Source organism: Alexandriicola marinus (assembly GCF_004000435.1).
Classification (GTDB): Bacteria; Pseudomonadota; Alphaproteobacteria; order Rhodobacterales; family Rhodobacteraceae; genus Alexandriicola; species Alexandriicola marinus.
Genome location: NZ_RBVZ01000002.1, coordinates 569,510 through 593,870, shown reverse-complemented (window position 1 = coordinate 593,870; position 24,361 = coordinate 569,510). Strand labels below are relative to the sequence as shown.

Here is a 24,361-nt window from a genome sequence, read left to right as displayed (position 1 = left end):
ATGCCCGCACCGATCAACCTCTTCAAGGCCGCCCTTCGAACCGGGCGCTGCCAGATCGGCCTCTGGCTGTCGCTGGGCGATCCGTCGGTGGCCGAACTGGCCTCCAAGACCGGGTTCGACTGGGTCGTGATCGACGGTGAACACGGCCTCAACCGCCTGCGTGATGTGCTGGAACAATTGCGCGCGGTCGGTGATGAGGCGCACCCGATCGTCCGCCTGCGCGATGACAATCGGGCAGAGATCAAGCAGATGCTCGATATCGGGGCGCAGACGATCCTGATCCCGATGATCGAAAGCGGCGAGCAGGCGCGGCAGGCCGTCCGGTCGACGCGCTATCCTCCGCAAGGTGTGCGCGGTGTGGCACCCGCGCTGGCGCGGGCCTCGGGCTATGGCGCGATCATGGATTACATTCACACGGCAAACGATCAGATCTGCCTGATCGTGCAGGTCGAGACCCGGGCCGGGATCGACGCGCTGGACGATATCCTTGCGGTCGATGGCGTCGACGGCGTCTTTATCGGGCCGCTGGACCTTGCCGCCGACATGGGGCATCTGGACCGACCCGATGCGCCCGAGGTCCGCGCCGTGATCGACACGGCACTGGACCGGATCGCCGCGGCGGGCAAGGCGACGGGTCTTCTGGCGACGGATCCCGATCAGGGCCCCGCTCTTGTCGAACGTGGCGTCGACTTCCTTGCCGTGGGTATCGATGTGGTGACCCTGCGCAGTGCGCTTGTTGCCCTGCGCGGGCGGTTCGGCCCGGGCCGGGATGGTGCGGGCGGATGAGCCACAGCTATGTCTCGCGCATCTTGTGGACCGGCAATCGCGGGACCGGCACGTCGGGATACCGGGATTATGACAGGACATGGTCTGTCGCGATTCCGGGCAAACCGGTGATCGAGTGCTCGAACGATCCGTTGTTGGGTGGGGACCCCTCGCGGATGAACCCCGAAGACATGCTGCTTTCGGCGCTGTCCGCCTGTCACATGCTGTGGTTTCTGCACTTTGCCTCGGATGCGGGGATCACCGTGACGGAATATCGCGATGACCCGGTGGCCGAGGCGGAGGTCGAACCGGGCGGGGCCGGGCGGTTTCTGTCCGCCACGCTGCGACCGGTGATCACAATCGTCGCTGGCACCGATACCGGGCAGGCGGCGGCCCTTCACGACCGCATCCATGACGTCTGCTTCATCGCGCGATCGGTAAGATTTCCCGTGCGCTGTGAGCCGAGCTTTCGGTTTGCCCCCTAGTGTGGGGTCTGGTCGGGATGGGCGGCGGCAAAGGCCGGGATCTCGCTGAGCGTCGCTTCGATCCGGCGGATCTTGGGCACCGGTGACAGATCGATCCCCCACCTGTGCGCGTTGTAAAGCTGGGGCATCAGGCAGATGTCGGCCATCGTGACGGCGTCGCCGAAACACCTCTCGCCATCGTCAAGCATCGTCTCGAAGGCGGCAAGCCCGGGCCCGATATGGGCCTGCATCCAGCTTTCCATGGTGATGCCGCCGTTGGAGTTCTGCGCCGCAAAGCTGGCGACACGAAGGTTGCAGACGGGATGAATATCCATCGCGATCACGTAGGCAGCCGCCCGCACCCTTGCGGCCTGCAGCGGATCCTCGGGGATCAGGCCCAGAGCCCGCGTCGCATCGAGATATTCGATGATGGCCAGCGACTGCACCATCCGTTGTCCGTCAATCTCGAGAACCGGAACAAGCGCTTGCGGGTTGCGCGCCAGATGCTCTGGGCTGCGTTGATCGCCCTCGGCGAGGTTGATCTGCGTGGCCTCCCAGTCCAGACCTGCAAGGCCAAGCGTGATGCGCAACCGGTAGGCCGCCGAGGACCGCCAGTAATCGTATAGATGGATCATGGGTCTTCCTTCAGAATGATGTCGATCGCCTCGTTCAGCGCATCGAGCCGTTCGCCCACCAGTTGTTCCAGCCGGTCCTGATAGGCGATCGCCAGAGGCAGAAGCTGTGCCATCAGGGCGCGCCCCTCGTCGGTCAGCGACAAAACCAGAAGGCGCCGGTCCTGTGCGTTGATGCCTTTTTCGATCAGGCCATCGGCCTCGAGCCGGGACGCGGCCCGACTGGCCTTTGATTTCTCGAGGCTGACTTTCTGGCCGATATCACGTACCGAGACCGAACCCGAATCCACGAGGTGAACCAGAACCCGCCATTCCGCGACCGAGAGGCCGAATTCTTCGCGGTAGCGACGGGCAAGCCCGGCACTCAGCCGGTCGGCAGCGACGGTCAGCCGGTAAGGAAGAAATCCGTCCAGATCAAAGTCGGGCGGCGCGGTTTTGGGCCGTGTTTCGGTATCTTGCGTCATGACGGGACTAATCCCCAAAACCATCTCAACTGCAACGATTTCCTTGACTTCATTGCATCTGCAACGAATACTGGGCCCAGCAATGTCCACCCGTTCGGGAGGAGAGGGAGGTTTGCAATGACCAGCCAGGAACACCCCAGCGGCATGATCCGGGCGCCGCATCATGCCGGCACGCTCGAAGGCTACATGCCCGGTTTCGGCAATGATTTCGAGACCGAGGCCCTGCCCGGCGCTTTGCCGCAGGGGCAGAACAGCCCGCAGAAATGTAACTACGGCCTTTATGCCGAGCAGCTGTCCGGCACAGCCTTTACCGCCAACCCGCCCGAGCGGACCTGGTGCTATCGCATCCGGCCGTCGGTCAAGCACACCAGCCGTTTCACCAAGATCGACGTGCCCTACTGGAAGAGTGCGCCGAATGTTGACCCCGACGTCATCTCGTTGGGTCAGTATCGGTGGGACCCTGTCCCCCACGGCGACGAGGGCCTCACATGGGTCACGGGTATCCGGACGATGACGACCGCGGGCGACGTGAACACGCAGGTCGGCATGGCGGCGCATATCTATCTGGTGACCGAATCGATGGTGGATGAATACTTCTTCTCCGCCGACAGCGAATTGCTGGTCGTCCCGCAGGAAGGGCGGTTGCGGTTCTGCACCGAGCTGGGCGTGATCGATCTCGAACCCAAGGAGATCGCGATCATTCCGCGCGGCATGGTCTACCGGGTCGAGGTTCTCGAAGGGCCATGCCGTGGCTTTGTCTGCGAGAATTACGGCCAGAAATTCGAGCTTCCGGCGCGTGGGCCGATCGGCGCCAACTGCCTTGCCAATCCGCGCGATTTCAAATGCCCCGTGGCCGCGTTCGAGGATCGCGACGCGAAAAGCCGGGTGGTCGTCAAATGGTGCGGACAGTTCCATGAGACGTGGATCGATCACAGTCCTCTGGACGTGGTGGCATGGCACGGCAATTACTGCGCCTACAAATATGACCTGCGGACCTATTCGCCCGTCGGCGCGATCCTGTTCGATCATCCCGATCCGTCGATCTTTACGGTGCTGACTGCGCCGTCGGGCCAGCCCGGAACGGCGAATATCGATTTCGTTCTGTTCCGCGAACGGTGGATGGTGGCCGAGAACACATTCCGCCCGCCGTGGTATCACAAGAACCTGATGTCCGAACTGATGGGCAACATCTATGGCCAGTATGATGCCAAGCCGCAGGGCTTTGTCCCCGGCGGCGTGAGCCTGCACAACATGATGCTCCCGCACGGACCGGATCGTGACGCTTTCGAAGGTGCGTCGAACGCAGAGCTTGCGCCGCATCTTCTGGACAATACGATGTCGTTCATGTTCGAGACCCGTTTCCCGCAGCACCTGACGGAGTTCGCCGCCAAGGAGGCGCCGCTTCAGGATGACTACATCGACTGCTGGACGAGCCTCGAAAAGAAATTCGACGGAACCCCAGGGGAGAAGTGATGCCCACCGAAACGGTCGTTGTCGTCGTCATGGCGGTTGTTCTTGGTGCTGCGGTCGCGTTGTCTGGTCGGCGCAAACCGCAAGACCAAGAGATCGTCGCCCATCACAGGCACAACCGGTCGGAGTTCGACGACGATATGAGTTTCGACGGTGGCGGCGACTAGGTCTTTGGCCGCCGATCCCAAGTAGATAATTTAGGAAGAACAATGCCCCTTCACCGATCCTGGGTCGAAAGCGCGAATGCGCCGGACTCGCCCTTTCCGCTGAACAACCTTCCATATGGTGTCTTCGATGATGGCTATGGTGCGCGCTGCTGTGTGGCGATCGGTGATTTCGTGCTCGACCTTGGCTCGGCCGCGGGGCGCAGCATGTTTCCGGACGCGGGCTTCAACAAGGATGCGCTGAACGATTTCATGAACGCAGGCCCCGGCATCTGGAGACGGACCCGCAACGCGCTGACCGGGCTTCTGGCCGAGGGGTCGCAGGCGACGGCCACGCTTGCGGATATGCTGATCCCGCGCGACAGGGTGCGCATGCGGATGCCGTTCCGGGTGGCGGAATATACCGATTTCTACGCGGGCAGGAACCATGCCTTCAACGTCGGCACGATGTTTCGCGGCCCCGAAAACGCGCTACCGCCGAACTGGCTGTCGATCCCGATCGGCTATAACGGACGGGCGTCGTCGGTGGTTGTCTCCGGCACCGCTGTCACCCGGCCCTGGGGTCAGCTCAAGGGTCCGGATGACGATCTGCCACGGTTCGCGCCGTCGGCCCGGTTCGATCTTGAACTCGAGATGGGGGCCATCGTCGGCCAGCCGTCGCATGGCATGATCTCGGTCGCGCAGGCCGACGAGATGATCTTTGGCTATGTCCTTCTGAACGACTGGTCGGCCCGCGACATCCAGGCCTGGGAATACCAGCCGCTGGGTCCGTTTCAGGCCAAGGCCACAGCCACGACGATCAGCCCATGGGTCGTGCCGCGTGCCGCGCTCGAGCCGTTCCGCACATCGACACCCGCGCGCGAACGCCCGCTTCTGCCCTATCTGCAGGAGCCGGGCCCGATGCTGTATAACATCGACCTCGAAGTCGGTCTGGCGCCCAAGGGCAAGGCAGAGACGGTGATCAGCCGCACCAACATGAACCAGCTTTACTACTCCTCTGCACAGCAGCTTGCCCACCATGCGACAAGCGGCTGCCCGATGCGGGTCGGTGATCTTCTGGGCACGGGCACGATCTCGGGCGAGGCGAAAGACGCCCGCGGGTCCCTTCTGGAACTGAGCTGGGGCGGGAAGGAGCCGCTCACGCTCGATACGGGTGAGACGCGGACATTCCTCGAGGATGGCGACACCCTGACCCTGCGCGGCATGGCGCGGGGCGACGGCTATACGATCGGTTTTGGTGACTGCGCCGGCACGGTGCGGCCCGCAGTGGAATTGCCCGACTGGGCGCGCGAATAGGGGAACAGGGCAGATGGCAAAAGCATTCGCCAGCCAGGGCGACATGGCGGACAAGGAAATCAGCTTCACTGAGGTGGGCGACGGCCTGTATGCCTTTACCGCCGAGGGCGATCCGAATTCCGGCGTCATCATTGGCGATGACAGCGTCATGATCGTCGAGGCACAGGCCACGCCACGGCTTGCGCGCAAGGTGATCGAATGCGTCCGGTCCGTGACCGACAAACCGATCAGCCACCTTGTTCTGACACATTACCACGCGGTCCGCGTTCTGGGGGCGTCTGCCTTCGAGGCGCCGCAGGTGATCATGTCGGAAAAGGCCCGCGCCATGGTCGTGGAGCGTGGGCAGGAAGACTGGGACAGCGAATTCGACCGCTTTCCCCGGCTTTTTCAAGGCCATGAAGAGATCCCGGGTCTGACATGGCCCACGACGACCTTCAACGGCCGCATGTCCGTTTATCTGGGCGAGCGCCGGATCGACATCATGCAGTTGGGGCGCGCGCATACCGCCGGCGACGCGGTCATCTACGTGCCCGATCAGAACGTCATGTTCACCGGCGACATCGTCGAATACCACTCGGCCTGCTATTGCGGAGACGGCCATTTCCACGACTGGCCCGTGACGCTCGAGGCGATCCGGCGGTTCGATCTCGACGCCATTGCACCGGGCCGGGGCGATGCGCTTGTCGGCAAGGACATGGTCAATGCCGCGCTGGACGCGACGGCCGATTTCGTCCGCTCGACATACCGGCCCGCGGCACAGGTCGCCCTGCGCGGCGGAAGCCTCAAGGACGCGTGGGATGCCGTGCGTGCCGAATGCGATCCCAAATTCTCGGATTACGCGATCTATGAGCATTGCCTGCCGTTCAACGTCGCCCGCGCCTATGACGAGGCGCGTGATATCGACACCCCGCGTATCTGGACGGCGCAGCGCGACAAGGACATGTGGGAGGCGCTTCAAGGCTAGGCGCAGCACAAGGGTCGAGTTCAGGGAGGACAAGATGGCCTACGATTATGCACCGTTCCCGTATATCGCGCCGCCGGGGCTGGCGGCGCCCGAACCGCGCCACCCGGTCATCATCGTGGGGGCCGGCCCGATCGGTCTGGCCGCGGCGCTGGAACTGGCGAACCACGGTGTCCGGTCCGTTGTCCTTGATGACAACAACGTGGTCTCGGTCGGGTCGCGGGCGATCTGCTGGGCCAAACGGTCCCTCGAGATCCTCGACCGGATCGGCGTGGGCGAGGCCTGCGTCGAAAAGGGCGTCACCTGGAAAGTGGGCCGCACCCACCATCGGGCAAAGGAGGTCTTCAATTTCGACCTGCTGCCCGATCCCGGCTACAAGATGCCGGCCTTCGTCAATCTTCAGCAATATTACGTCGAGGAATACCTCGTCACGCGTTGTGAAGAATCCGATCTGGTCGACCTGAGGTTCAAGAACAAGGTCGTCTCCGTTGATCAGGGGGAGGACTGCGCAACGCTTTCCATCGAGACACCCGACGGGCCATATACGCTCGAGGCGGAATTCGTTCTGGCCTGCGATGGGGCGAAATCCCCTATCCGCACGATGCTCGGCCTCGATTTCGAAGGGGAACTCTTTGAAGAGAGGTTCCTGATCGCCGATATCGAGATGGAAGCAGATTTCCCCGCCGAGAGGTGGTTCTGGTTCGAGCCCGAATTCCACTCCGGTCAATCGGCGCTTCTGCACAAGCAGCCCGACAATATCTACCGGATCGACCTGCAACTGGGCTGGGGTTCCGACCCCGAAGAAGAAGCGAAGGCCGAAAACATCATCCCCAGGATCGAAAAGGTCGTGGGGCATAGTGATTTCAAGCTCGACTGGACCTCAATCTACACTTTCCAGTGCCGCCGGCTGAAACGCTTTGTCCACGACCGGATCCTGTTCGTCGGTGACAGTGCGCATGTCGTTTCACCCTTCGGCGCGCGCGGTGGCAATGGCGGTCTGCAGGATGTCGATGCGCTGGGCTGGCGGCTGGCGGCGGTCGTCACGGGCCGTGCCCCGCGCGCGCTGCTGGATCGCTATGACGCCGAGCGGACCTATGGCTCGGACGAGAACATCATGAACTCGTCCCGGTCGACCCGGTTCATGTCACCCTCCGATGGGGCCGACCGGTGGTTCCGCGACGCGACGCTGGCGCTGGCCAGCCACGCGGAATTCGCCCGCCCCATGGTCAATTCCGGCAGGCTGTCGATGCCCTGCATCTATCCGATCAATGCCCCCGATGCCCCGGGACTGCCCGCCGTGTCTCGGCCCGGTTCGGTGGCGCCCGATGCGCCGCAGGGCAATGGCTGGCTTCTGTCGATGCTCGGGGGCCAGATGACCGTGCTTGCCATCGGTCAGCCCGCGCCCGATGGGATCGAGGCGATCACGCTGGAGCCTTCGCCCGAGATCACGGCCCGCTATCTGGGTGATGAGAAGGCGGCGATCTACCTGATCCGGCCCGATCAGGTGGTGGCCGCGCGGTGGACCAAGGCCGATGCCGCCACGATCCAAGCGCAGATCGACGCCATCTGGGAGGGCCGGGCATGAGCCTGATTACCGCCAAGAACATCGAAGATCACGATGGCGCCTATGCCGACCTTCTGGCGGCGCACAGGGGGCTGGACACCGAGGCCAGTGCCGCGCTGAACGCGCGTCTGATCCTGATCCTGATGAATCATATCGGCGACCGGGCCGTCCTGCGCGAGGCAATCGACCTCGCCCGGACATCCGGCACATGACAGGGCACGCCCGCGTGCTGCCGGATCGCGAGGTTGATGCCGTCGGGCTGGTGTGTCCGTTGCCCGTCTTGCGGGCGCGCAAGACTTTGATCGCGATGAAGCCGCTGCAGACGCTGCGCATCCGGACAAGCGATCCCGTCGCAGTGATCGACATTCCGCATTTCTGCGCAGAGGCCGGCCACCGGCTTGTGTCGTCAGAGGCCGACGGCGATACGCATGTCTTCGTGATCGAACGCGGTCAGTCGAAGGCCGATTGAACCAGCGCGGCCTGACCCGCGCCCAGATACCACCCCTCTTCGGCGAGGACCTCGGCCGGCGCGTCCGGTTCGAACAGCCTCCCCAGAACACCGCTGCGATCCAGCGCCAGAAAGCCATCGGCGATCGACGAGGCCTGCGCTGCGTCCTTGATCATGCCGCGCGCCACTCGACGCGCGGTTTCGGCGGGCAGAAGCGAAAGATAGGTCTCCGCCAGGATCACAGGTGCGGTGGTCGCGTCCTCGAAGGGCCAGACGGCAAGCTGGCCTTCGAAGTCCCGGCACAGGTTCGCGATCATCGCCATGCCCGTCAGGGATTGCGCGCCCACCGCGCCTGCGCCCGCCAGTTGCCAAATGGGCTTTGGCGCAAGACCAAGTTCATGCCCTGCCTTTTCGGCACGTCGATGGGCGAGAAGGCCGTCTGGCAGCGGCGGTTTGCGCCGGGGAAGGCCCGGGATGTCGGCCTTCTGACCGTTTCCCCAAAAGGGGCCATCCCCGCTGAACAACGCATTCAGCTCTGCCGCGAGGTGACGATAGTTCGTGCGGTTGCGCGCATCATCCTCGTGTCGTTCGGCAAGCCAATTCCACAAAGCAGGCGCTGATGTCCGGCCTGTCGCGCGTTGGGCGAGCCCCGCGGGTGCCCCCAGCGCGAAGTCGAACACGACAAGCGTCCGCCTGCCGGTCGAGACCGCCGTTGCCACACGGTTGCGAATGTCCTGCGTCGCGTCATGCCGGGTCGCGGGATTGCCGAGCGCGCCGTCCGAGGAGGCGATCCAGATCGAATCCGGCCCCGTCTTGGGAACCCCGCTGGCCGACCAGTCGACCGCGACAACCTCGTCGAAGGACCGCATCACAGCCGCTCTGCCGCAGCGGCCAGATCGGCCGGTGTGTTCACGTTGAAGAACGGATCGGGGATGTCGTCAAAAGCAATCTCGCGCGCGCCAAGCGCGGCGGTCACATCGCGCATCCGGCGTGTCCCGCCGAGGATCGCCGCGCGGATCGCAGCCTCATGCCGGACGGGCCAGATCGCACAGACCGGATGTGTGCCGGACGCGGATCGTGCGACCGTCAGACCGGCCCCGGCGTCGAGCCTGTCAAAGAGGTCGGTCGGCAGAAACGGGCAATCCGTCGGAATGGTCAGCACCCTGTCCGCACCCTGACCGGACGCCCAGCCGATCGCGGCCAGAACACCGGCCAGCGGTCCGGGATGATCGGGGATGTCATCGGCTATGATCTCATGGCCGAGGGTTGCGAGGTGCGCGACAGCGCCATTCGCGTTGATCGCCAGCCGATCCACCTGGGGCGCGATCCGCGCGATGACATGGCGGATCATCGGACGACCTTTCAGGTCGACAAGGCTCTTGTTCGGGCCCTCCATCCGGCGCGACAGTCCCCCGGCAAGGATCACGGCACATCTCATCGGCTCGGCCCGACGCGTCCGGTCATGTTCCGGTCGCCGTTGCCGGACAGCAAAGCGATGATCATCTTTCTCATCCCGACAGTCCCGTGGATTTGCGGCCCGACGCTGATATCGCGCGTGCCCGCCGTTTCACAAGCCGATGACGCCGCGCGTGTCTTGCGCCTATGGCCTTGCCGTTCGGGCGCCTTTGCGGCATCCCTTGTCCGTCACGAAACATCATTACGCCTGCCCCCATCAAGGAGCAAAAGATGAAGAAGATTTACGGTTCGGCCAGCGAGGCGCTCGACGGGCTATTGCACGATGGCATGTTCATTGCAGCCGGCGGGTTCGGCCTGTGCGGCATCCCTGAGCTGTTGCTTCAGGCGATCAAGGAGGCCGGGACCAAGGACCTGACCTTTGCGTCCAACAACGCCGGCGTCGACGAGTTCGGGATCGGGATCCTGCTTCAGACCCGTCAGGTCAAGAAGATGATCTCCTCCTACGTGGGCGAGAATGCCGAATTCATGCGGCAATACCTTTCGGGTGAGCTGGAACTGGAGTTCAACCCGCAAGGCACCCTGGCCGAGCGGATGCGTGCAGGCGGCTGCGGTATCCCGGGTTTCTACACCCGGACCGGCGTGGGCACCCAGATCGCGGAGGGCAAGGAACACAAGGAGTTCCATGGCCAGACCTACATCATGGAACATGGCATCTTTGCCGATCTGTCGATCGTCAAGGCGTGGAAGGCCGACACAACCGGCAACGCGATCTTCCGCAAGACCGCGCGCAACTTCAATCCGCCCGCTGCCATGTGCGGCAAGATTTGCGTGATGGAGGTCGAGGAGATCGTTGAACCCGGCGAGCTTGATCCCGATCACATCCACCTGCCCGGCATCTACGTTCATCGCCTGATCCAGGGCGAGCATGAAAAGCGCATCGAACAGCGCACAACCCGCCAGCGTGAGGAGGCCTGATCATGCCTTGGGACCGTAACCAGATGGCGGCACGGGCCGCTCAGGAACTCGAAGACGGGATGTACGTGAACCTCGGGATCGGGATCCCTACGCTTGTCGCGAACTACGTGGGCGACAAGGAAATCACGCTGCAGTCGGAAAACGGCATGCTTGGCATGGGCCCGTTTCCGTTCGAGGGCGAGGAAGATCCCGACCTCATCAATGCCGGCAAGCAAACGATCACCGAGCTGCCGAAGACCGCGTATTTCGACAGCGCCACATCGTTCGGCATGATCCGGGGCGGCAAGATCGCGGCCGCGATCCTCGGCGCCATGGAGGTGAGCGAAGAGGGCGATCTGGCCAACTGGATGATCCCCGGCAAGCTTGTCAAAGGCATGGGCGGCGCGATGGACCTCGTGGCCGGCGTGGGCCGGGTCATCGTTGTGATGGATCACACCAACAAGCATGGCGAGAGCAAGATCCTCAAGGAATGCACCCTGCCGCTGACCGGCAAGGGCGTGGTGGACCTGATCATCACGAACCTCTGCGTGCTCGAGGTCGAGCACAAGGGCCTGCACATCGTGGAACTCGCCCCCGGCGTCACCCGCGAAGAGGTCATCGCGGCCACGGACGCCAACATCGTCTGAGTTTGTTGAGGCCCGCTCCGGCGGGCCTCACCGTTCAGCCGGGCGCCCTGAGATCAAACCCGGGCTGCGTCACCGGGGCTGGTCCGGTCTTCTGACAATCCTGTATTGCTGTGCCCGACAGGCCTGTCATTCTTGGCGCAGGCGGACTCTATGTCACCGGGGCCCACCTGCGCGGTTCATGGCGCTTGAACTTCGCCGGTCTTGGAACGACGGTCTTTCCATGATGCGAATTCTTCTCCTATGTCTGTGCCTTCCGGCCCTGGTGCGGGCCGACGATATCCTCGTCTTCGCACCGGCAAGCCTTGGCGGAACGCTCGATCGGGTGGCCGAGGCGTTCGAGGCGCGCACGGATCACGATGTCATCCTCTCCTATGCAGGGACCTCCGCGCTCGCGTTTCAAATCCGACGCGGCGCGCCTGCCGATGTCTTCATCTCTGCAAGCGTCGACTGGATGGACGATATCGAGGCGGCGGGCCTTGTCGTTGCGGGCACGCGGCGGGACGTGTTGTCGAACTCCCTCGTCGTCGTCGCGCGCGAGGGGCCCGAGGTTGCATTGCAAGACCTGCCGGAAACGCTTGGTGAGGGGCGGCTTGCCATGGCGCTGACGAACGCGGTGCCTGCCGGGCAATATGGGCGGGAGGCACTCGAGGCGCTGGGCCTGTGGGATACCTTGGCTCCCCGCGTTGTCGAGACGGACAACGTGCGCGCGGCCTTGCGTCTTGTCGCGCTGGGCGAGGTGACGTTCGGCGTCGTCTACAGCACCGACGCGGCGGCAGAGGACAATGCGGTCATCGTGGCGGGGTTTCCGGACACGTCGCATCGCCCGATCCTTTACCCGGCGGCCCAACTCTCCGCCTCGCTCGCCGCGGCGGAATTCCTTGATTACCTCGGGTCGTCGGAGGCGCAGGCGATCTTCGTGGCCGACGGCTTCGCCCTTCCGGGGGAGCCTCGGGAATGACCGGCTGGCTTGGCCCGGAGGAGTGGCAGGCGGTGGCCCTGTCTCTGAGGGTCGCCCTTTGGGCCACCGTGGCCAGTCTGCCTTTCGGTATTTTCGTGGCCTATGCGCTGGCGCGCTGGCGGTTTCCGGGCCGACAGGTTCTGAACGGATTGGTGCATCTGCCGCTGATCCTTCCCCCGGTTGTCACAGGATATATTCTTCTGCTGGTTCTGGGAACGAATGCCCCCATCGGGCGCTGGCTGTCCGAGGCACTGGGGATCGAATTTGCCTTCCGCTGGACGGGGGCCGCGCTGGCCGCGGCGATCATGGCGTTCCCGCTGATGGTGCGGGCGATCCGGCTGTCGATCGAGGCGGTTGATCCGAAACTCGAACAGGCGGCCGCAACGCTGGGCGCCTCGCGGTTTCGGATCTTCCGGACGATCACCCTGCCGATGATCCTGCCCGGGCTTCTGACCGGGATGATCCTGTCCTTTGCCAAGGCGATGGGTGAATTTGGCGCAACGATCACCTTCGTGTCGAACATTCCGGGCCAGACCCGGACGTTGCCGTCGGCCATCTATGCCTTCCTGCAAGTGCCCGGGGGCGAGGCGTCGGCCCTGCGCCTCGTGGTCGTGTCGGTTGTGATCGCGCTGGGTGCGCTGGCCCTGTCCGAATGGCTGGCCCGCCGCGCGGCGGCGCGGCTGGGTCTGTCGGAGGGCCGGACATGAGCCTCGATCTCAGGCTGCGCCACCGGTTCGGGGCGTTCACGCTCGACCTGGCCTTTGCCGCGCCGGATGGCGTCACGGCGCTCTATGGTCATTCCGGTGCCGGAAAGTCGACGATCATCAACGCCATCGCGGGGCTTGTCCGTGCTGACGAGGGGCGCATCGCGATCGGTGGGCGGGTCTTGCAGGACAGCGCCTCGGGTCTCTGGGTGCCGACCCACCGCCGAAAGGTCGGCTATGTCTTTCAGGATGCGCGCCTCTTCCCGCACATGAGCGTGCGCCAGAACATCGGCTATGGGGCCGCAGCCGTGGCTGACCCTTCGACTGTGGTCGATCTTCTGGGGATCGGCGCGCTTCTGGATCGTCGCCCCGGCAGCTTGTCAGGCGGCGAGGCGCAGCGGGTGGCCATCGCGCGCGCGCTGATGTCCGAGCCGGAGATCCTGTTGATGGACGAACCGCTCGCCTCTCTCGATCCGGCGCGCAAGGCCGCGATCCTGCCCTATCTCGCCCGGCTTCGGGATGAGGCCCGACTGCCTATCCTGTATGTCAGCCATGCGCTTGAAGAGGTGGCGCAGCTTGCCAATACGCTGGTCATCATCAAGGACGGGCGCGTTCTGGCCAACGGGCCGGTGGCCGACCTGTTGTCGGATCCGGGGCTTGCCCGGCATGTGGGGATCCGCGGCGCGGGCGCCGTGATCGAGGCCCGCATCGCCCGGCATCATGACGATGGTCTGACCGAGCTGTCCGCGGCGGGAGGGCCGCTGTTCGTGCCGGCCCTGTCCGGCGAGGTCGGGCAGGCACTTCGGCTGAGGATCGAGGCGCAGGATGTGATGCTGTCGCTGGACCGCCCGCACGGCATGTCGGCGCTCAACGTGATGGCCGGACATGTCACTCAGGTTCGCTCGGGTGAGGGGCCAGGTGTTCTGATCCAGCTGAGCGTCGGGGATGAGGGTGCGAAACTCTTGTCGCGGATCACCCGGCGGTCGGCTGATGCGTTGAACATCCGTGTCGGGATGCCGCTCTTTGCCGTGGTGAAGACAGTGGCGGTCGCGCCCGGTGATATTGGCCCCATCGGCAACACTTGATCCCTTATGCGTGACATGTGGCCCTGCGGTTGCTAAGCGGTTCAGAAATCCGGGATGGGTGATGCACGCATGAAGATTATCGTGACAGGGGGATCGGGTTTCATCGGCTCGGCGGTGGTGCGTCAGGCCGTCACGGCCGGGCATGAGGTGATCAATCTCGACGCTCTGACCTATGCCGCCTGCCAGGCCAATCTCGATCCGATCGCTGACCGGCCGGGATACACCTTCGAACATGTGGATATCCGAGACCGCGACGGCGTCGACCGGGTTCTGGCCACGTATCAGCCCGATGCGGTGATGCATCTGGCCGCCGAAAGCCACGTGGACAGGTCCATCGACGGGCCCGGCGCGTTCATCGACACCAACGTGACCGGCACTTACACGCTCCTCGAGGCTACGCGCGCCTATTGGGACGGCATGGGCCGGCCCGAGACGTTCCGGTTCCACCATATCTCGACCGACGAGGTCTTCGGCAGCTTGGGCGCCGAGGGCCAGTTCACCGAGACCAGTCCCTATGCCCCCAATAGCCCCTATTCCGCATCCAAAGCCGCCAGCGACCATCTTGTCCGGGCCTGGCACGAGACCTATGGGCTCCCCGTCCTCGTCACCAATTGTTCCAACAATTACGGCCCCTACCACTTTCCCGAAAAGCTGATCCCCGTCGTCATCCTGAATGCGATCGCCGGACAGCCGATCCCCGTCTATGGCAAGGGCGAGAACGTTCGCGACTGGTTGTATGTCGAGGATCATGCCGATGCGCTTCTGACGGTGCTTGCGCGTGGCGCGGTCGGAGAGACCTATTGCATTGGCGGCGAAAACGAGGCCCGGAACATCGATCTCGTGACGGCGATCTGCGGCATCCTCGACAGCCGTCGCCCTGACGCGGCCCCGCATGACCAGCTGATCCGTTTCGTGACCGACAGGCCGGGCCATGATCTGCGGTATGCAATCGATCCTGCCAAGATCCGGCGCGAACTGGGCTGGTCCCCCTCGGTCACCCTGCAGGAGGGGCTGGAAAAGACCGTCGACTGGTATCTGGCAAACGAGGACTGGTGGCGCCCGCTGCAGGCCCGGCAGGATGTGGGCAAACGGCTGGGAACAGCCGGGCTTCTTGAAAAGCAAGACTGAGCATGGCGATCCTGCTTCTGGGACAGAACGGTCAGGTGGCGCGGTGCGTTCAGGAACGGGCCGCGCGTCTTGGTTCCAGCCTAATCGTTCTGGGTCGCGAGGCAGTTGATCTCGAACGACCGGACCTTGCCCGCCCGATCCTTGAAAAGCTGTCCCGCGATGCAAAGGCGATCATCAATGCGACGGCTTACACCGCCGTCGACAAGGCCGAGGAAGAGCCCGACCGCGCGCAGGCGCTGAACACCGACGCGCCCGCCATGATCGCAGGTCTGGCGGCGGACCGGGGGATCCCCTTTGTCCATGTCTCGACCGATTATGTCTTTGATGGCTCGGGCGACGCCCCCCATCGCCCCGACGATCCCACGAATCCACTTGGCGTCTATGGACGGACAAAGCGCGATGGCGAGGTTGCGGTGCGCGAGGTCGGTGGGGCTCACGTCATCCTTCGGACCTCTTGGGTGTTTTCCGAACATGGCTCGAACTTCGTGCGCACCATGCTCAGGCTCGGGGCGGAACGTGACCGGCTGCGCGTCGTGGACGATCAGGTGGGCGGGCCGACCGCGGCGGCCGATATCGCGGCATCGCTTCTTCATATTGCGTCGCATCTGATTCAGGAGCCCGAGGTGTCGGGGACATACCACTTTGCCGGTGCCCCGGATGTCAGCTGGGCCACCTTTGCCCGCGAGATCATGGCGATGGCCGGCCTGCGCTGCGAGATCGAGCCGATTTCCTCGGCCGAATACCCCACAGCCGCGCCCCGGCCTTTGAATTCCCGGCTGGATTGCACCACCTGCCATGAGACCTTCGGGATTTCGCGCCCCGACTGGCGTGCAGGTCTGGGTGAGGTTCTCGCCGGGCTTCGTGCCCTGCCGGGCCAGGGCGTCACCGGATCGGTCTGACCGGCGCTTTCCGGCCGTGACCGCGGCACGCTTGTGCCGAATCACTCCACCTTGGCATTCCACTTGCGCAAACAATGAGCCTTTGAAGTAGCGATTGTTTCGCATCTGGCGCTAAGTTGACCCAAGGTCATTCCAGGGTCTTTCTGGCGCCGCGAAGCCGCCACTCCGCAGACACATTCATGCCACAATTGGCTCTGGACACCGTCATTCCGCAAAGAATTTGCCACAATTCGAGGCGCCCGGACGTTGAAATATGGCGCGAATTTGTTCTGTAAGATTGCAACCTATAGTATAAATAGTGCTCGATTCGGGTCTCGTCGACACAATATCATGCCTATTGTTTCCTTGGTGGCACCAATTGAGCGCCATCTCGGACCTTGTGCTTGCCAGTCTCCGCGGAGGTAGGGCGGTCTGTCGAAGCCTGACCGCTGCCCGTGTGCGGCACGGCAAGTCCCTTGGATATCGTCGCCGGGAAGGGGGCGAACCGGTCTGATCTCCAACGATTTCAGAAACATCCATTAGTTGTATGCCCCGTCCGTAAGATTGACCCGGAGGGCAGGCGGATGGTTACCTGTCGGTGTAACTCGTCGGGTGGGCAAAGGCGGCGATTTCGGGGGGCAGGCTTTTCCTGCTTTCAGTGTGCGGAACGCCTGTTCCAATCACGTTATACCAGTGACGGTTCTATTGGGGGGCCTGTTTGCCGCCGCACCATAGTTTGGCCCGACGCGCAGTATTACGTGAGTCAGGTGTTTCATTGTTCGGGCCGGACAGATTGCCGGTTTCCCTGGGGAGGGAAGTGAATGAGTTACCAATACCGCTCGACCTATGATGCGGCGACGCTCCAGCGGCCTATTTCGACTCCGACGGAGCTTTGCCAGAAAGGCGTCTACCGACGGGCCTTCAAACGCATATTCGATGTTCTTGTCGTTCTTGCGGTCTCGTTTCCTGTCGTCACGACCGTGGCGCTGCTGGCGCTGGTGCAATTTGCCTCTGACCGGCGCAACCCGTTCTATTCTCAGGATCGGGTGGGCCGCAATGGAACCACCTTCCGGATGTGGAAGCTGCGGACGATGGTCTGCGATGCCGATGATCTTCTTGAGATTCACCTCGCACAGAACCCCAAGGCGATGGCGGAATGGCAGCGGCATCAGAAGCTTACGGCCGATCCCCGCGTCACGACGTTCGGCCGCTTTCTGCGCACGACGTCACTCGATGAGCTGCCGCAATTCTGGAACGTGCTGATCGGCGACATGTCGGTCGTCGGGCCGCGCCCGATGATGACCGCTCAGCGGGTTCTGTATCCGGGAACGGAATACTACGCGATGCGTCCGGGTATCACCGGCTTGTGGCAGATCTCCGAGCGCAACGACACGACCTTTCATGAACGTGCCGATTATGACCAGCGCTACTTCCAGTCGATTTCTTTCCTGACCGATATGAAGGTGATCTTCCGGACGGTTGTCGTGGTGATGAAAGCGACCGGTCGCTGATCGGCAACCGGGGCCTGCACTCAGATAGCCATCATTCTGCCGCAGAATTACGTTAAGGTGATGAACAATGGCGGGCTTTGGCCTGCCCTTGTGCATTCTAGTAGACGTAAGAGACACCGGCCCCAACGGAATCATGCCCAACGCATTCGCCTCTCTCGTCCTGTTCTCGTGGCCGTTGGTAACGCTTGTTCTCCTTCGGGTCTTGCCGCGTGGCCGGGCGTTGGTGGCGTGTATCCTCGTGGCCTATCTCTTTCTTCCGCCGCCGCCGGCCGGGATCGATCTTCCGATCCTGCCGCCGCTGACGAAGGAAACGATCCCCAATCTCAGCCTCGCGTTTCTGTGCGTCGCGATGTGGCGCCGGGATCTGAGCTTCTGGCCCGAGTCCCGGTTTGTTCAGGCTTTGATCTGTGTGTTCATCCTGTCGCCCTTCGCGACCGTGATGACGAATACCGAGCCCGTCTATTACGGGCAGGTCGGCCTGCCCGGCCTGCAGGTCAAGGAGGCTCTTGCCCTGATGTCCCAGCAGGCGATGCTGATCGTGCCGTTCCTGCTGGCCCGTGGAGTGCTGACATCAGCCGGTGATCAGAGGGATGTCGTCTGGGCCCTGTTCATCGGGGGGCTGGTCTATTCCATCCCGATGCTCATCGAGGTGCGGCTTAGCCCGCAGTTGAATATCTGGATCTACGGCTTCTTTCAGCACAATTTCGATCAGATGATCCGCTTCGGCGGCTTTCGTCCGATCGTGTTCCTGTATCATGGGATCTGGGTCGCGTTCTTCTGCATGACGGCCGTTCTGGCCGCGGTGGCCCTGCTGCGCCACGAGGCGGGGCCGCGCAAGCTCTTGCTGGCGGGGGCTGCGGTCTATCTGTTCGGCGTTCTGTTTCTGGCCAAGACGCTGGGTGCGTTGATCTATGGTGTGGCGCTCGCGCCGGTGGTGCTGCTGTTTGGCCGCAAGGCCCAACTCCTGGCCGCGGTCCTCATGGCCGGTCTGGCCATCGGGTATCCCCTGCTGAAGGGGGCTGACCTCGTGCCCAAGGAACAATTGCTGTCCGCCGCCGCCATGGTCGATGAAGAGCGCGCGAATTCGCTTCGGTTCCGGTTCGATCAGGAGACGATCCTGATGGAACGGGCCTATGAAAAACCGCTTTTCGGGTGGGGCATCTGGGGGCGAAACCATATCCTCGATGAAAATACGGGACAGATCCTCACTGTCACGGACGGGCGGTGGATCATCCGGATCGGCATGTTCGGCTGGCTGGGATTCCTCGCGGAGTTCCTGTTGCTCGCAACGCCCATCTTCGTGTTGTGGAGACGATCGCTTCAGGGCGATGGGGCAAGCCTGTCGCCCTATGCCATCACGCTGACGCTGATGCTGGGCGTGAACATGGTCGATCTCATTCCCAACGCCACGATCACGCCGTTGACATGGCTGTTTGCGGGTGCCGTTCTGGGCTACGCCGAACGATATCACCCCAGCCGGACATCCCGGCCCGTTGTGTTGCAGACGGTCCTGTGATGCGGCCCCGGGTTCTTGTCATCGCCGAAGCCGCGAACCCCGACTGGGTCAGCGTGCCACTGATCGGCTGGTCCCTGGCCCGGGCCTTGGCCGAGGTGGCCGATGTCCACCTCGTCACTCAGGTCCGCAACCGCGCCGCCATCATCGCCGCCGGCCTGACCGAGGGCGACGATTTCACCGCCATCGACAGCGAGGCGCTGGCCCGCCCTCTCTGGGCGCTGGGTGGCCTGTTGCGCATGGGCGAAGGCAAGGGATGGACGGCGCTTCAGGCCGTCAGTGCGATCTCCTACCCCTATTTCGAACGGCTTGTCTGGAAACGGTTCGGCGCCGAAATCCGCAAGGGCAGATACGATGTCGTGCATCGGATCACCCCGCTCAGCCCCACCCAAAGCGGGCCGTTGGCCGCGCATTGCGCGCGCGCCGGGGTGCCATATGTCATCGGCCCTCTCAACGGTGGCGTGCCGTGGCCACGCGAATTCGAGGCTGCGCGCCGCGCCGAGCGTGAATGGCTGTCCTATGTTCGGGGGATCTATCGCTATCTTCCGGGCCGCAAATCCATGCTCGATGCAACGCGCTGCATCCTTGCCGGGTCGCGCCACACCGCGACGGAGTTCGAACAGTGGCAGGACCGGACGATCTGGCTGCCGGAAAACGCGATCGATCCCGTCCGGTTTCCCGATCTGCCGAGGCCGCCCACATCGGGGCCGCTCAGGGCCTGTTTCATCGGGCGTATGGTGCCCTACAAGGGCCCCGACATGCTGCTTGAGGCCGCGTCAGAGCTTCTGCGGTCGGGGCGCATGACGCTCGATCTGATCGGCGACGGCCCGATGATGGAAGAACTGCGCAAGCAAGCCGCCCCCCTCGGACAGGCTGTGCGGCTTCATGGCTGGTTGCCGCATGACAAGGTTCAGTCGGTGGCCGGAAAGTGCAGTCTTCTGGCCTTTCCCTCCGTCCGCGAATTCGGCGGCGGGGTCGTGCTCGAGGCGATGGCAATGGGCCTTGCTCCCCTGATCGTGGATTACGCGGGGCCGGGCGAACTGGTCACCGACCAGACGGGCTACAAGGTTGCCCTCGGTGACCGAGATGCGATCGTTGCGCGGTTTCGATCAGAGTTGAACCGACTGGCGGACGATCCCGAGGATGTGGCCGCCCGCGGCGCCTGTGCGCGTGCCGTTGCGCGTCAGAATTTCACCTGGTCCGCCAAGGCAGGACAGGTGGCCGAGGTTTACGACTGGATCACCGGAAAGCGGGAGGTTCGGCCCGATTTCACGGGTGTGACGCGTTATGATGTGGGGAGGTATTCCGATGTGGCTGGCTAGGGTCGCGCTGTTGATCTCGCTTGTCCTGTCTGCGCCCGCGCGGGCACAGGACGGGCAATCGGCGGATGTCTTCGTCTTCGGCAACAGCCTGATCCATCACCTGACCGATGAGGGCCGATCCAACGTGCCCTATTGGCTGTCCCGGCTGGCAGAAGCCGAAGGTCATGCCCTTCGCCTTGATGGCACATGGGGGTTCGTTCGCGATTTCGCCCGCGACCTGCCGCCCGAGCCGAAATGGAGTTTCGGTGGCGTCGACCGGATCATGACCGGCGGCATCGGTTTTCGCCGGGCCGGGTTCGATACGATCCTGATCAATCCCGCGAACTTCATTCAGGGCCGCGCACCCGACCGGCCCTACGAGGGCGACAATCCCACCGGCGACAGCCCGCTTTCCGCCACGCTCCGCGTTCTGGACTGGGCGTCGGCCAATGCGCCGGGGGCCCGGTTCTTCGTTTATGAAGGCTGGGCGCTGATGTCGACGGTCACGCGGTATCCCCCGAATGCCCGTGGTCTGCGTCGTTATCACCGCGAAAACATGGGCGACTATCACGAATGGTACGTCGACTATGTCGATGCGATCCGCGCAGCCCGACCGGGGCTGGATGTGGAACTGATCCCGGTGGCCTCCGCCCTTGCGCGGGTCCTCAGCGAAACGCCGCTGTCCGAACTCGACGGCACTGTCTTCTACGAAGACGAGGCCCCTCACGGGACAGAGCCTTTGTATTTCCTTGCGGCCCTTGCCACCTATTCCGCCCTTTTCGGCGAGGAGCCGCCGTCTTTCGGCACGCTGGCCGACGGACTCCCGCCCGAGATCGCCGGGAACGAGGCCGAGATCCGCCGCATCCTGTGGGAACAGGTCTCGGGCGCCGCCATCCCCGATCAGGCCCGGCTGGAGACACCTGAAACGGGCTTTGCCGATCCGTCACTTGCGATGGGGCTGGCCGGGATCTCGGATTGGTCGACACAGCATCCCTTTCTCGACCTGATGAAGACCGCGCGCCCGTGGATCGGTCATATGCCGGGCCAATGGGGTGGAGTGACATTCGAACAATTGCAGCAGGCGGGCCACCTCTCGTCCGAAGGCTGGCCGCTGTCCCTGCCGGACGAGGTCGAGGCGATCGAAGCCTTCATCCTGACCGATCAACCCGAAAGTGCGACTTCGCTTGTCGGGCGTTACCGGGTTACGTGGCAGGGGCAGGGTGACCTGAGCCTCGGCGGCCTTGCCCGCAATGTCACGCGCGAGGATGACGGTGGGCTGAGTTTTGACTACAGGCCCGGGCCGGGGCTTGTAGGCCTGCGTATCTCGGGCGTCGATCCCGAGGACCCGATCCGTGATATCCGCGTCTTTCGCGCAGAAAATGCCGATCTGATCGAGGCGGGCGCCCTGTTCGATCCCGCTTTCATCGCCGATATCCGGGACCTGCGGTCTGTGCGGTTCATGGACTGGATGGACACCAACGGATCGGAGCAGGTTGTCTGGGCCGACAGGCCCCGACCGGGTGATTTCACCTATGTCTGGCGAGGCGTTCCGGTAGAGGTGATGACAGAGCTGGCCAATCAGATCGGAGCCGAGCCATGGTTCACGCTGCCCCACATGGCCGATGACGCCTATGTCCGCGCCTTCGCGACACATGTCCGGGATCATCTCGACCACAGGCTGCCGGTTCGGGTGGAATGGTCGAACGAGGTCTGGAACTTCATCTTTCCGCAGGCGCGCTGGGCGGCCGATCAGGCCGGGGCCCGCTGGGGGGCGAGCGCATCCGACGATGCGTGGATGCAGTTCGCAGGCCTGCGCGGGGCAGAGGTCGCCCGTATCTGGGCCGATGTCTTCGGAGACGAAGCCGAGCGGGTGATCCCGGTTGCATCGGTGCATACCGGCTGGCCGGGGCTCGAGGCGGCCCTTCTGGACGCGCCACTGGCCGTGGCCGAGGGGCTTCCGCCTCCGGCAGAGGCGTTCCGCGCCTATGCCGTTACCGGCTATTTCGGGATCGAACTGGGTGACGAGTCCAATCTTGACCGATTGCGCAGATGGGCTGCGGCCGACGACGGTGCCGCACAGCTGGCGGAGGCTGCGCGCGCGGGCTCCTTCGCGGCTCTGACCGGGGAGCTTTGGCCCTATCACGCCGATATCGCCCGGGCGAAGGACCTCGAATTGATCATGTACGAGGGCGGCACCCATGTCACTGGCCATGGCGCCACCGTCGAAGATGACGCGATCACCGACTTTTTCACCCAAGCCAACTACAGCCCAGAAATGGCGCAGCTTTACGACGATCTTCTGACCGAATGGGAGGCCGTGGGCGGCACCCTCTTCAACGCGTTCGTCGATACCGCGCCGCCGTCGCGCTGGGGCAGCTGGGGTGCGCGCCGCCATGTCGGGGACATGAACCCGAGGGCCGCGACGCTGCGCGCCTATGGCAGCCGGCCGGGGCCGGTCACGTCCGAGGCCTATCTGCATGGCGTCTTCCGGGCGGGACGTCCGGGCGATGACGATTGGGCCGGCACGCCTGAGGAAGATCAGCTCTTGGGCGGACCGGGGAACGACACGTTCCGGCCCGACGCGGGCTACGATATCATCCATGGCGGGCCGGGGGAGGATGTCGTGATCCTCTCTGGCCAGCCTGATCAATGGCGACTTGGCTGGGATGGCGGGCGACTGCTGGTCGATGGTCCGGCCGGGCTCAAGAGCATGGCGGGGATCGAGAGGCTGCATTTCCCCGAGGCGGGTCGCGATATCCTGCTTCAGGAGCCGGAAACGTGATCGTCGAAGGCCCCCTTGATCAGCGTCTCGGCACCGAGACCGGCGCGGAACGAGGCGACCACCCGCGCCCGTCCGTGCGACGACAGTCGCAGGGCAAGTTCGGGCGCATCGGCGATCTCGATTATCGCGGAGGCGAGGGCATTGGGGTCGCGGGGCGGCACGAGGCGCCCGTCCGTGCCGTCGGTGATCAGCTCCGGCACACCGCCCGCATCGGTTCCGATCGTCGGGACCTCGCAGGACATGGCCTCCATGTAAGCAACGCCCAAGGGCTCCCCATAGCTGGCCAGAACGAAGATATGGGCCGAGAGCAATTCGTCACGCACCGCGTCGGCGTCGATCGCGCCGAGAAGCGTCACCGCCTCGCCAAGGCCCAGTTCAGCGATCCGTGCCTCAAGCGTCTTGCGATAGCCTGTGCCGCCCGCGTCATCCTCGCCGGCGATCCGCAGAGTGACGTCGCGGCCCGCATCGCGCAATTGCCGAACGGCGGCCAGCAGATCCTCGTGACCCTTCACCACATTGAGTCGCGCACAGCAGAACAACCGCAGCGGCCCGCCCGGCGCCGCCGGCACATAGGGCGTGTCACGGGCCAGTCGATCCGTATCCACGCCCATCGGCTGAAGCAGGATCGTCTGCGGCAGGGCGTCGGGCATTTCGGCCTGCATCTCGTCGATCAGCTTGCGGGTGATGATCGTCGCAAATGTGGCCCCGCTCCATTTGAAGCGCTGGCCAGGCCCATAATCGGCAAGCGGGCCGTGAAGGGTCAGCGAATAGGGCGGTCCGTCCATATCGTGACAAAGCGCGGCGATCAGGGCTGCCCGGCCGCAGGAATGCGCGTGGACGTGGGAAATGCCTTCGGACCGGCAGCGTTGCGCCAGAACGCGGGCAGGTCCGGCCGCGATCATGACGTCCTTCCAGAATTGCAGCTTTTCGCCGCATCCGAGGCGGATCAACCTGCGCCAGGGCAATGCGGGCAAAGCGGCAAGCAGTTCGAGGGGAGAGATCCGGCCAAGGTAATCTGTCCGGTCGGCGGCCTCAGCCGACCAATTGTGTGCGATCAGTCCGGGCGGTGGCGGCAGAGTGCTGAACAGAACCGGCTCGATCCCGCGCATTTCCAGTTCACGGATTTCGCGCCAGAAAAAGATATGGGTCTGGCCGGGGAATTGCGGCACCAGATACCCGAGTTTACGTGGCGCAGCCATGCGTCGCCGTCTCCGCAATCGTTCCTGTCAGGCGCCAACCTGTGCGGATCGCACCGG

At 63.8% G+C, this 24,361-nt stretch carries 25 protein-coding genes; 20 read left to right on the top strand and 5 right to left on the bottom strand.

The window, feature by feature from the left end; genetic code table 11:
* Complete coding sequence (locus EP376_RS09290; protein WP_127655271.1) at positions 1–786, top strand: HpcH/HpaI aldolase family protein; 786 nt, start codon at positions 1–3, stop codon at positions 784–786.
* Positions 783–1,250, top strand: a complete 468-nt coding sequence (locus EP376_RS09285; RefSeq protein ID WP_127655270.1) for an OsmC family protein — start codon at positions 783–785, stop codon at positions 1,248–1,250. Before EP376_RS09290 ends, EP376_RS09285 begins: the two co-directional genes overlap by 4 nt.
* On the opposite strand, the gene maiA is transcribed toward EP376_RS09285, so the two are convergent.
* On the bottom strand, positions 1,247–1,864 hold the full coding sequence (maiA, locus tag EP376_RS09280) for a maleylacetoacetate isomerase (RefSeq protein WP_127655269.1): 618 nt from the start codon (positions 1,862–1,864) through the stop codon (positions 1,247–1,249). The two genes, EP376_RS09285 and maiA, sit on opposite strands and share 4 nt — an antisense overlap.
* A complete protein-coding gene (locus EP376_RS09275) occupies positions 1,861–2,325 on the bottom strand; it encodes a MarR family winged helix-turn-helix transcriptional regulator (protein ID WP_127655268.1) in 465 nt (154 codons plus the stop codon). Before EP376_RS09275 ends, maiA begins: the two co-directional genes overlap by 4 nt.
* Before the next feature lie 117 nt (positions 2,326–2,442).
* Here EP376_RS09275 and hmgA point away from each other — a divergent pair, with 117 nt between their 5' ends.
* The 7 genes from hmgA to EP376_RS09245 are packed head-to-tail and all read left to right on the top strand — an operon-like array spanning position 2,443 to position 8,249.
* Complete coding sequence (gene hmgA / locus EP376_RS09270) at positions 2,443–3,798, top strand: homogentisate 1,2-dioxygenase (RefSeq protein ID WP_127655267.1); 1,356 nt, start codon at positions 2,443–2,445, stop codon at positions 3,796–3,798.
* On the top strand, positions 3,798–3,962 hold the full coding sequence (locus EP376_RS22960) for a hypothetical protein (protein WP_164744897.1): 165 nt from the start codon (positions 3,798–3,800) through the stop codon (positions 3,960–3,962). Before hmgA ends, EP376_RS22960 begins: the two co-directional genes overlap by 1 nt.
* Before the next feature lie 42 nt (positions 3,963–4,004).
* On the top strand, positions 4,005–5,255 hold the full coding sequence (fahA, locus tag EP376_RS09265) for a fumarylacetoacetase (protein ID WP_127655266.1): 1,251 nt from the start codon (positions 4,005–4,007) through the stop codon (positions 5,253–5,255).
* A 13-nt stretch (positions 5,256–5,268) separates the two neighbouring features.
* A complete protein-coding gene (locus tag EP376_RS09260; RefSeq protein WP_127655265.1) occupies positions 5,269–6,219 on the top strand; it encodes an MBL fold metallo-hydrolase in 951 nt (316 codons plus the stop codon).
* Between the two features lie 34 nt (positions 6,220–6,253).
* Positions 6,254–7,801 carry an FAD-dependent oxidoreductase gene (locus EP376_RS09255; RefSeq protein WP_127655264.1) on the top strand — a complete coding sequence of 516 codons (1,548 nt, stop codon included), beginning with the start codon at positions 6,254–6,256 and terminating at the stop codon, positions 7,799–7,801.
* On the top strand, positions 7,798–7,992 hold the full coding sequence (locus tag EP376_RS09250; protein WP_127655263.1) for a DUF2783 domain-containing protein: 195 nt from the start codon (positions 7,798–7,800) through the stop codon (positions 7,990–7,992). The genes EP376_RS09255 and EP376_RS09250 overlap by 4 nt, the downstream gene beginning before the upstream one ends.
* Positions 7,989–8,249, top strand: coding sequence for a sulfurtransferase TusA family protein (locus EP376_RS09245; protein ID WP_127655262.1), 261 nt, complete (start codon positions 7,989–7,991; stop codon positions 8,247–8,249). The genes EP376_RS09250 and EP376_RS09245 overlap by 4 nt, the downstream gene beginning before the upstream one ends.
* Here the strand turns inward: EP376_RS09245 and EP376_RS09240 are convergent.
* Both EP376_RS09240 and mobA read right to left on the bottom strand, forming a co-directional pair.
* Positions 8,231–9,097 (bottom strand): molybdopterin guanine dinucleotide synthesis, encoded by an 867-nt coding sequence (locus tag EP376_RS09240; protein WP_127655261.1) that lies wholly within the window; start codon positions 9,095–9,097, stop codon positions 8,231–8,233. The genes EP376_RS09245 and EP376_RS09240 overlap by 19 nt on opposite strands.
* Positions 9,097–9,666, bottom strand: coding sequence for a molybdenum cofactor guanylyltransferase MobA (mobA, locus tag EP376_RS09235; RefSeq protein WP_127655260.1), 570 nt, complete (start codon positions 9,664–9,666; stop codon positions 9,097–9,099). The genes EP376_RS09240 and mobA overlap by 1 nt, the downstream gene beginning before the upstream one ends.
* A 248-nt stretch (positions 9,667–9,914) precedes the next feature.
* Between mobA and EP376_RS09230 the strand changes: the two genes are divergently transcribed.
* From EP376_RS09230 to EP376_RS09180, 11 genes are all read left to right on the top strand, one after another.
* Positions 9,915–10,619 (top strand): CoA transferase subunit A, encoded by a 705-nt coding sequence (locus tag EP376_RS09230; protein WP_127655259.1) that lies wholly within the window; start codon positions 9,915–9,917, stop codon positions 10,617–10,619.
* A 2-nt stretch (positions 10,620–10,621) separates the two neighbouring features.
* Positions 10,622–11,245 (top strand): CoA transferase subunit B, encoded by a 624-nt coding sequence (locus tag EP376_RS09225; RefSeq protein ID WP_127655258.1) that lies wholly within the window; start codon positions 10,622–10,624, stop codon positions 11,243–11,245.
* Positions 11,246–11,468: 223 nt separating this feature from the next.
* A complete protein-coding gene (modA, locus tag EP376_RS09220; protein WP_238930921.1) occupies positions 11,469–12,203 on the top strand; it encodes a molybdate ABC transporter substrate-binding protein in 735 nt (244 codons plus the stop codon).
* Positions 12,200–12,910, top strand: a complete 711-nt coding sequence (modB, locus tag EP376_RS09215) for a molybdate ABC transporter permease subunit (protein ID WP_127655256.1) — start codon at positions 12,200–12,202, stop codon at positions 12,908–12,910. The genes modA and modB overlap by 4 nt, the downstream gene beginning before the upstream one ends.
* Entirely contained in the window at positions 12,907–13,992 is a 1,086-nt protein-coding gene (modC, locus tag EP376_RS09210; RefSeq protein WP_127655255.1) for a molybdenum ABC transporter ATP-binding protein, read from the top strand. The genes modB and modC overlap by 4 nt, the downstream gene beginning before the upstream one ends.
* A gap of 69 nt (positions 13,993–14,061) precedes the next feature.
* Positions 14,062–15,120: a dTDP-glucose 4,6-dehydratase gene (gene rfbB / locus EP376_RS09205; RefSeq protein ID WP_127655254.1), complete on the top strand. Its 1,059-nt coding sequence runs from the start codon at positions 14,062–14,064 to the stop codon at positions 15,118–15,120.
* A gap of 2 nt (positions 15,121–15,122) precedes the next feature.
* Entirely contained in the window at positions 15,123–16,019 is an 897-nt protein-coding gene (gene rfbD, locus EP376_RS09200) for a dTDP-4-dehydrorhamnose reductase (protein WP_127655253.1), read from the top strand.
* A gap of 800 nt (positions 16,020–16,819) precedes the next feature.
* Positions 16,820–17,509: a sugar transferase gene (locus EP376_RS09195; protein ID WP_127655252.1), complete on the top strand. Its 690-nt coding sequence runs from the start codon at positions 16,820–16,822 to the stop codon at positions 17,507–17,509.
* 133 nt (positions 17,510–17,642) lie between these two features.
* Positions 17,643–19,025: a hypothetical protein gene (locus tag EP376_RS09190; protein WP_127655251.1), complete on the top strand. Its 1,383-nt coding sequence runs from the start codon at positions 17,643–17,645 to the stop codon at positions 19,023–19,025.
* Positions 19,025–20,344: a glycosyltransferase family 4 protein gene (locus EP376_RS09185; RefSeq protein ID WP_203330983.1), complete on the top strand. Its 1,320-nt coding sequence runs from the start codon at positions 19,025–19,027 to the stop codon at positions 20,342–20,344. The genes EP376_RS09190 and EP376_RS09185 overlap by 1 nt, the downstream gene beginning before the upstream one ends.
* Positions 20,331–23,105, top strand: coding sequence for a calcium-binding protein (locus EP376_RS09180; protein WP_127655249.1), 2,775 nt, complete (start codon positions 20,331–20,333; stop codon positions 23,103–23,105). Before EP376_RS09185 ends, EP376_RS09180 begins: the two co-directional genes overlap by 14 nt.
* Here the strand turns inward: EP376_RS09180 and epsE are convergent.
* Positions 23,087–24,304 carry an exopolysaccharide biosynthesis GT4 family glycosyltransferase EpsE gene (gene epsE, locus EP376_RS09175; protein WP_127655248.1) on the bottom strand — a complete coding sequence of 406 codons (1,218 nt, stop codon included), beginning with the start codon at positions 24,302–24,304 and terminating at the stop codon, positions 23,087–23,089. The genes EP376_RS09180 and epsE overlap by 19 nt on opposite strands.
* Between the last annotated feature and the right edge of the window lie 57 nt (positions 24,305–24,361).

Excerpts from the sequence above, each read along its gene's own strand:
- EP376_RS09290 (WP_127655271.1), top strand. The coding sequence starts at position 1 with ATGCCCGCACCGATCAACCTCTTCAAGGCCGCCCTTCGAACCGGGCGC.
- EP376_RS09285 (WP_127655270.1), top strand. The coding sequence starts at position 783 with ATGAGCCACAGCTATGTCTCGCGCATCTTGTGGACCGGCAATCGCGGG.
- maiA (WP_127655269.1), bottom strand. The coding sequence starts at position 1,864 with ATGATCCATCTATACGATTACTGGCGGTCCTCGGCGGCCTACCGGTTG.
- EP376_RS09275 (WP_127655268.1), bottom strand. The coding sequence starts at position 2,325 with ATGACGCAAGATACCGAAACACGGCCCAAAACCGCGCCGCCCGACTTT.
- hmgA (WP_127655267.1), top strand. The coding sequence starts at position 2,443 with ATGACCAGCCAGGAACACCCCAGCGGCATGATCCGGGCGCCGCATCAT.
- EP376_RS22960 (WP_164744897.1), top strand. The coding sequence starts at position 3,798 with ATGCCCACCGAAACGGTCGTTGTCGTCGTCATGGCGGTTGTTCTTGGT.
- fahA (WP_127655266.1), top strand. The coding sequence starts at position 4,005 with ATGCCCCTTCACCGATCCTGGGTCGAAAGCGCGAATGCGCCGGACTCG.
- EP376_RS09260 (WP_127655265.1), top strand. The coding sequence starts at position 5,269 with ATGGCAAAAGCATTCGCCAGCCAGGGCGACATGGCGGACAAGGAAATC.
- EP376_RS09255 (WP_127655264.1), top strand. The coding sequence starts at position 6,254 with ATGGCCTACGATTATGCACCGTTCCCGTATATCGCGCCGCCGGGGCTG.
- EP376_RS09250 (WP_127655263.1), top strand. The coding sequence starts at position 7,798 with ATGAGCCTGATTACCGCCAAGAACATCGAAGATCACGATGGCGCCTAT.
- EP376_RS09245 (WP_127655262.1), top strand. The coding sequence starts at position 7,989 with ATGACAGGGCACGCCCGCGTGCTGCCGGATCGCGAGGTTGATGCCGTC.
- EP376_RS09240 (WP_127655261.1), bottom strand. The coding sequence starts at position 9,097 with ATGCGGTCCTTCGACGAGGTTGTCGCGGTCGACTGGTCGGCCAGCGGG.
- mobA (WP_127655260.1), bottom strand. The coding sequence starts at position 9,666 with ATGAGATGTGCCGTGATCCTTGCCGGGGGACTGTCGCGCCGGATGGAG.
- EP376_RS09230 (WP_127655259.1), top strand. The coding sequence starts at position 9,915 with ATGAAGAAGATTTACGGTTCGGCCAGCGAGGCGCTCGACGGGCTATTG.
- EP376_RS09225 (WP_127655258.1), top strand. The coding sequence starts at position 10,622 with ATGCCTTGGGACCGTAACCAGATGGCGGCACGGGCCGCTCAGGAACTC.
- modA (WP_238930921.1), top strand. The coding sequence starts at position 11,469 with ATGCGAATTCTTCTCCTATGTCTGTGCCTTCCGGCCCTGGTGCGGGCC.
- modB (WP_127655256.1), top strand. The coding sequence starts at position 12,200 with ATGACCGGCTGGCTTGGCCCGGAGGAGTGGCAGGCGGTGGCCCTGTCT.
- modC (WP_127655255.1), top strand. The coding sequence starts at position 12,907 with ATGAGCCTCGATCTCAGGCTGCGCCACCGGTTCGGGGCGTTCACGCTC.
- rfbB (WP_127655254.1), top strand. The coding sequence starts at position 14,062 with ATGAAGATTATCGTGACAGGGGGATCGGGTTTCATCGGCTCGGCGGTG.
- rfbD (WP_127655253.1), top strand. The coding sequence starts at position 15,123 with ATGGCGATCCTGCTTCTGGGACAGAACGGTCAGGTGGCGCGGTGCGTT.
- EP376_RS09195 (WP_127655252.1), top strand. The coding sequence starts at position 16,820 with ATGAGTTACCAATACCGCTCGACCTATGATGCGGCGACGCTCCAGCGG.
- EP376_RS09190 (WP_127655251.1), top strand. The coding sequence starts at position 17,643 with ATGCCCAACGCATTCGCCTCTCTCGTCCTGTTCTCGTGGCCGTTGGTA.
- EP376_RS09185 (WP_203330983.1), top strand. The coding sequence starts at position 19,025 with ATGCGGCCCCGGGTTCTTGTCATCGCCGAAGCCGCGAACCCCGACTGG.
- EP376_RS09180 (WP_127655249.1), top strand. The coding sequence starts at position 20,331 with ATGTGGCTGGCTAGGGTCGCGCTGTTGATCTCGCTTGTCCTGTCTGCG.
- epsE (WP_127655248.1), bottom strand. The coding sequence starts at position 24,304 with ATGGCTGCGCCACGTAAACTCGGGTATCTGGTGCCGCAATTCCCCGGC.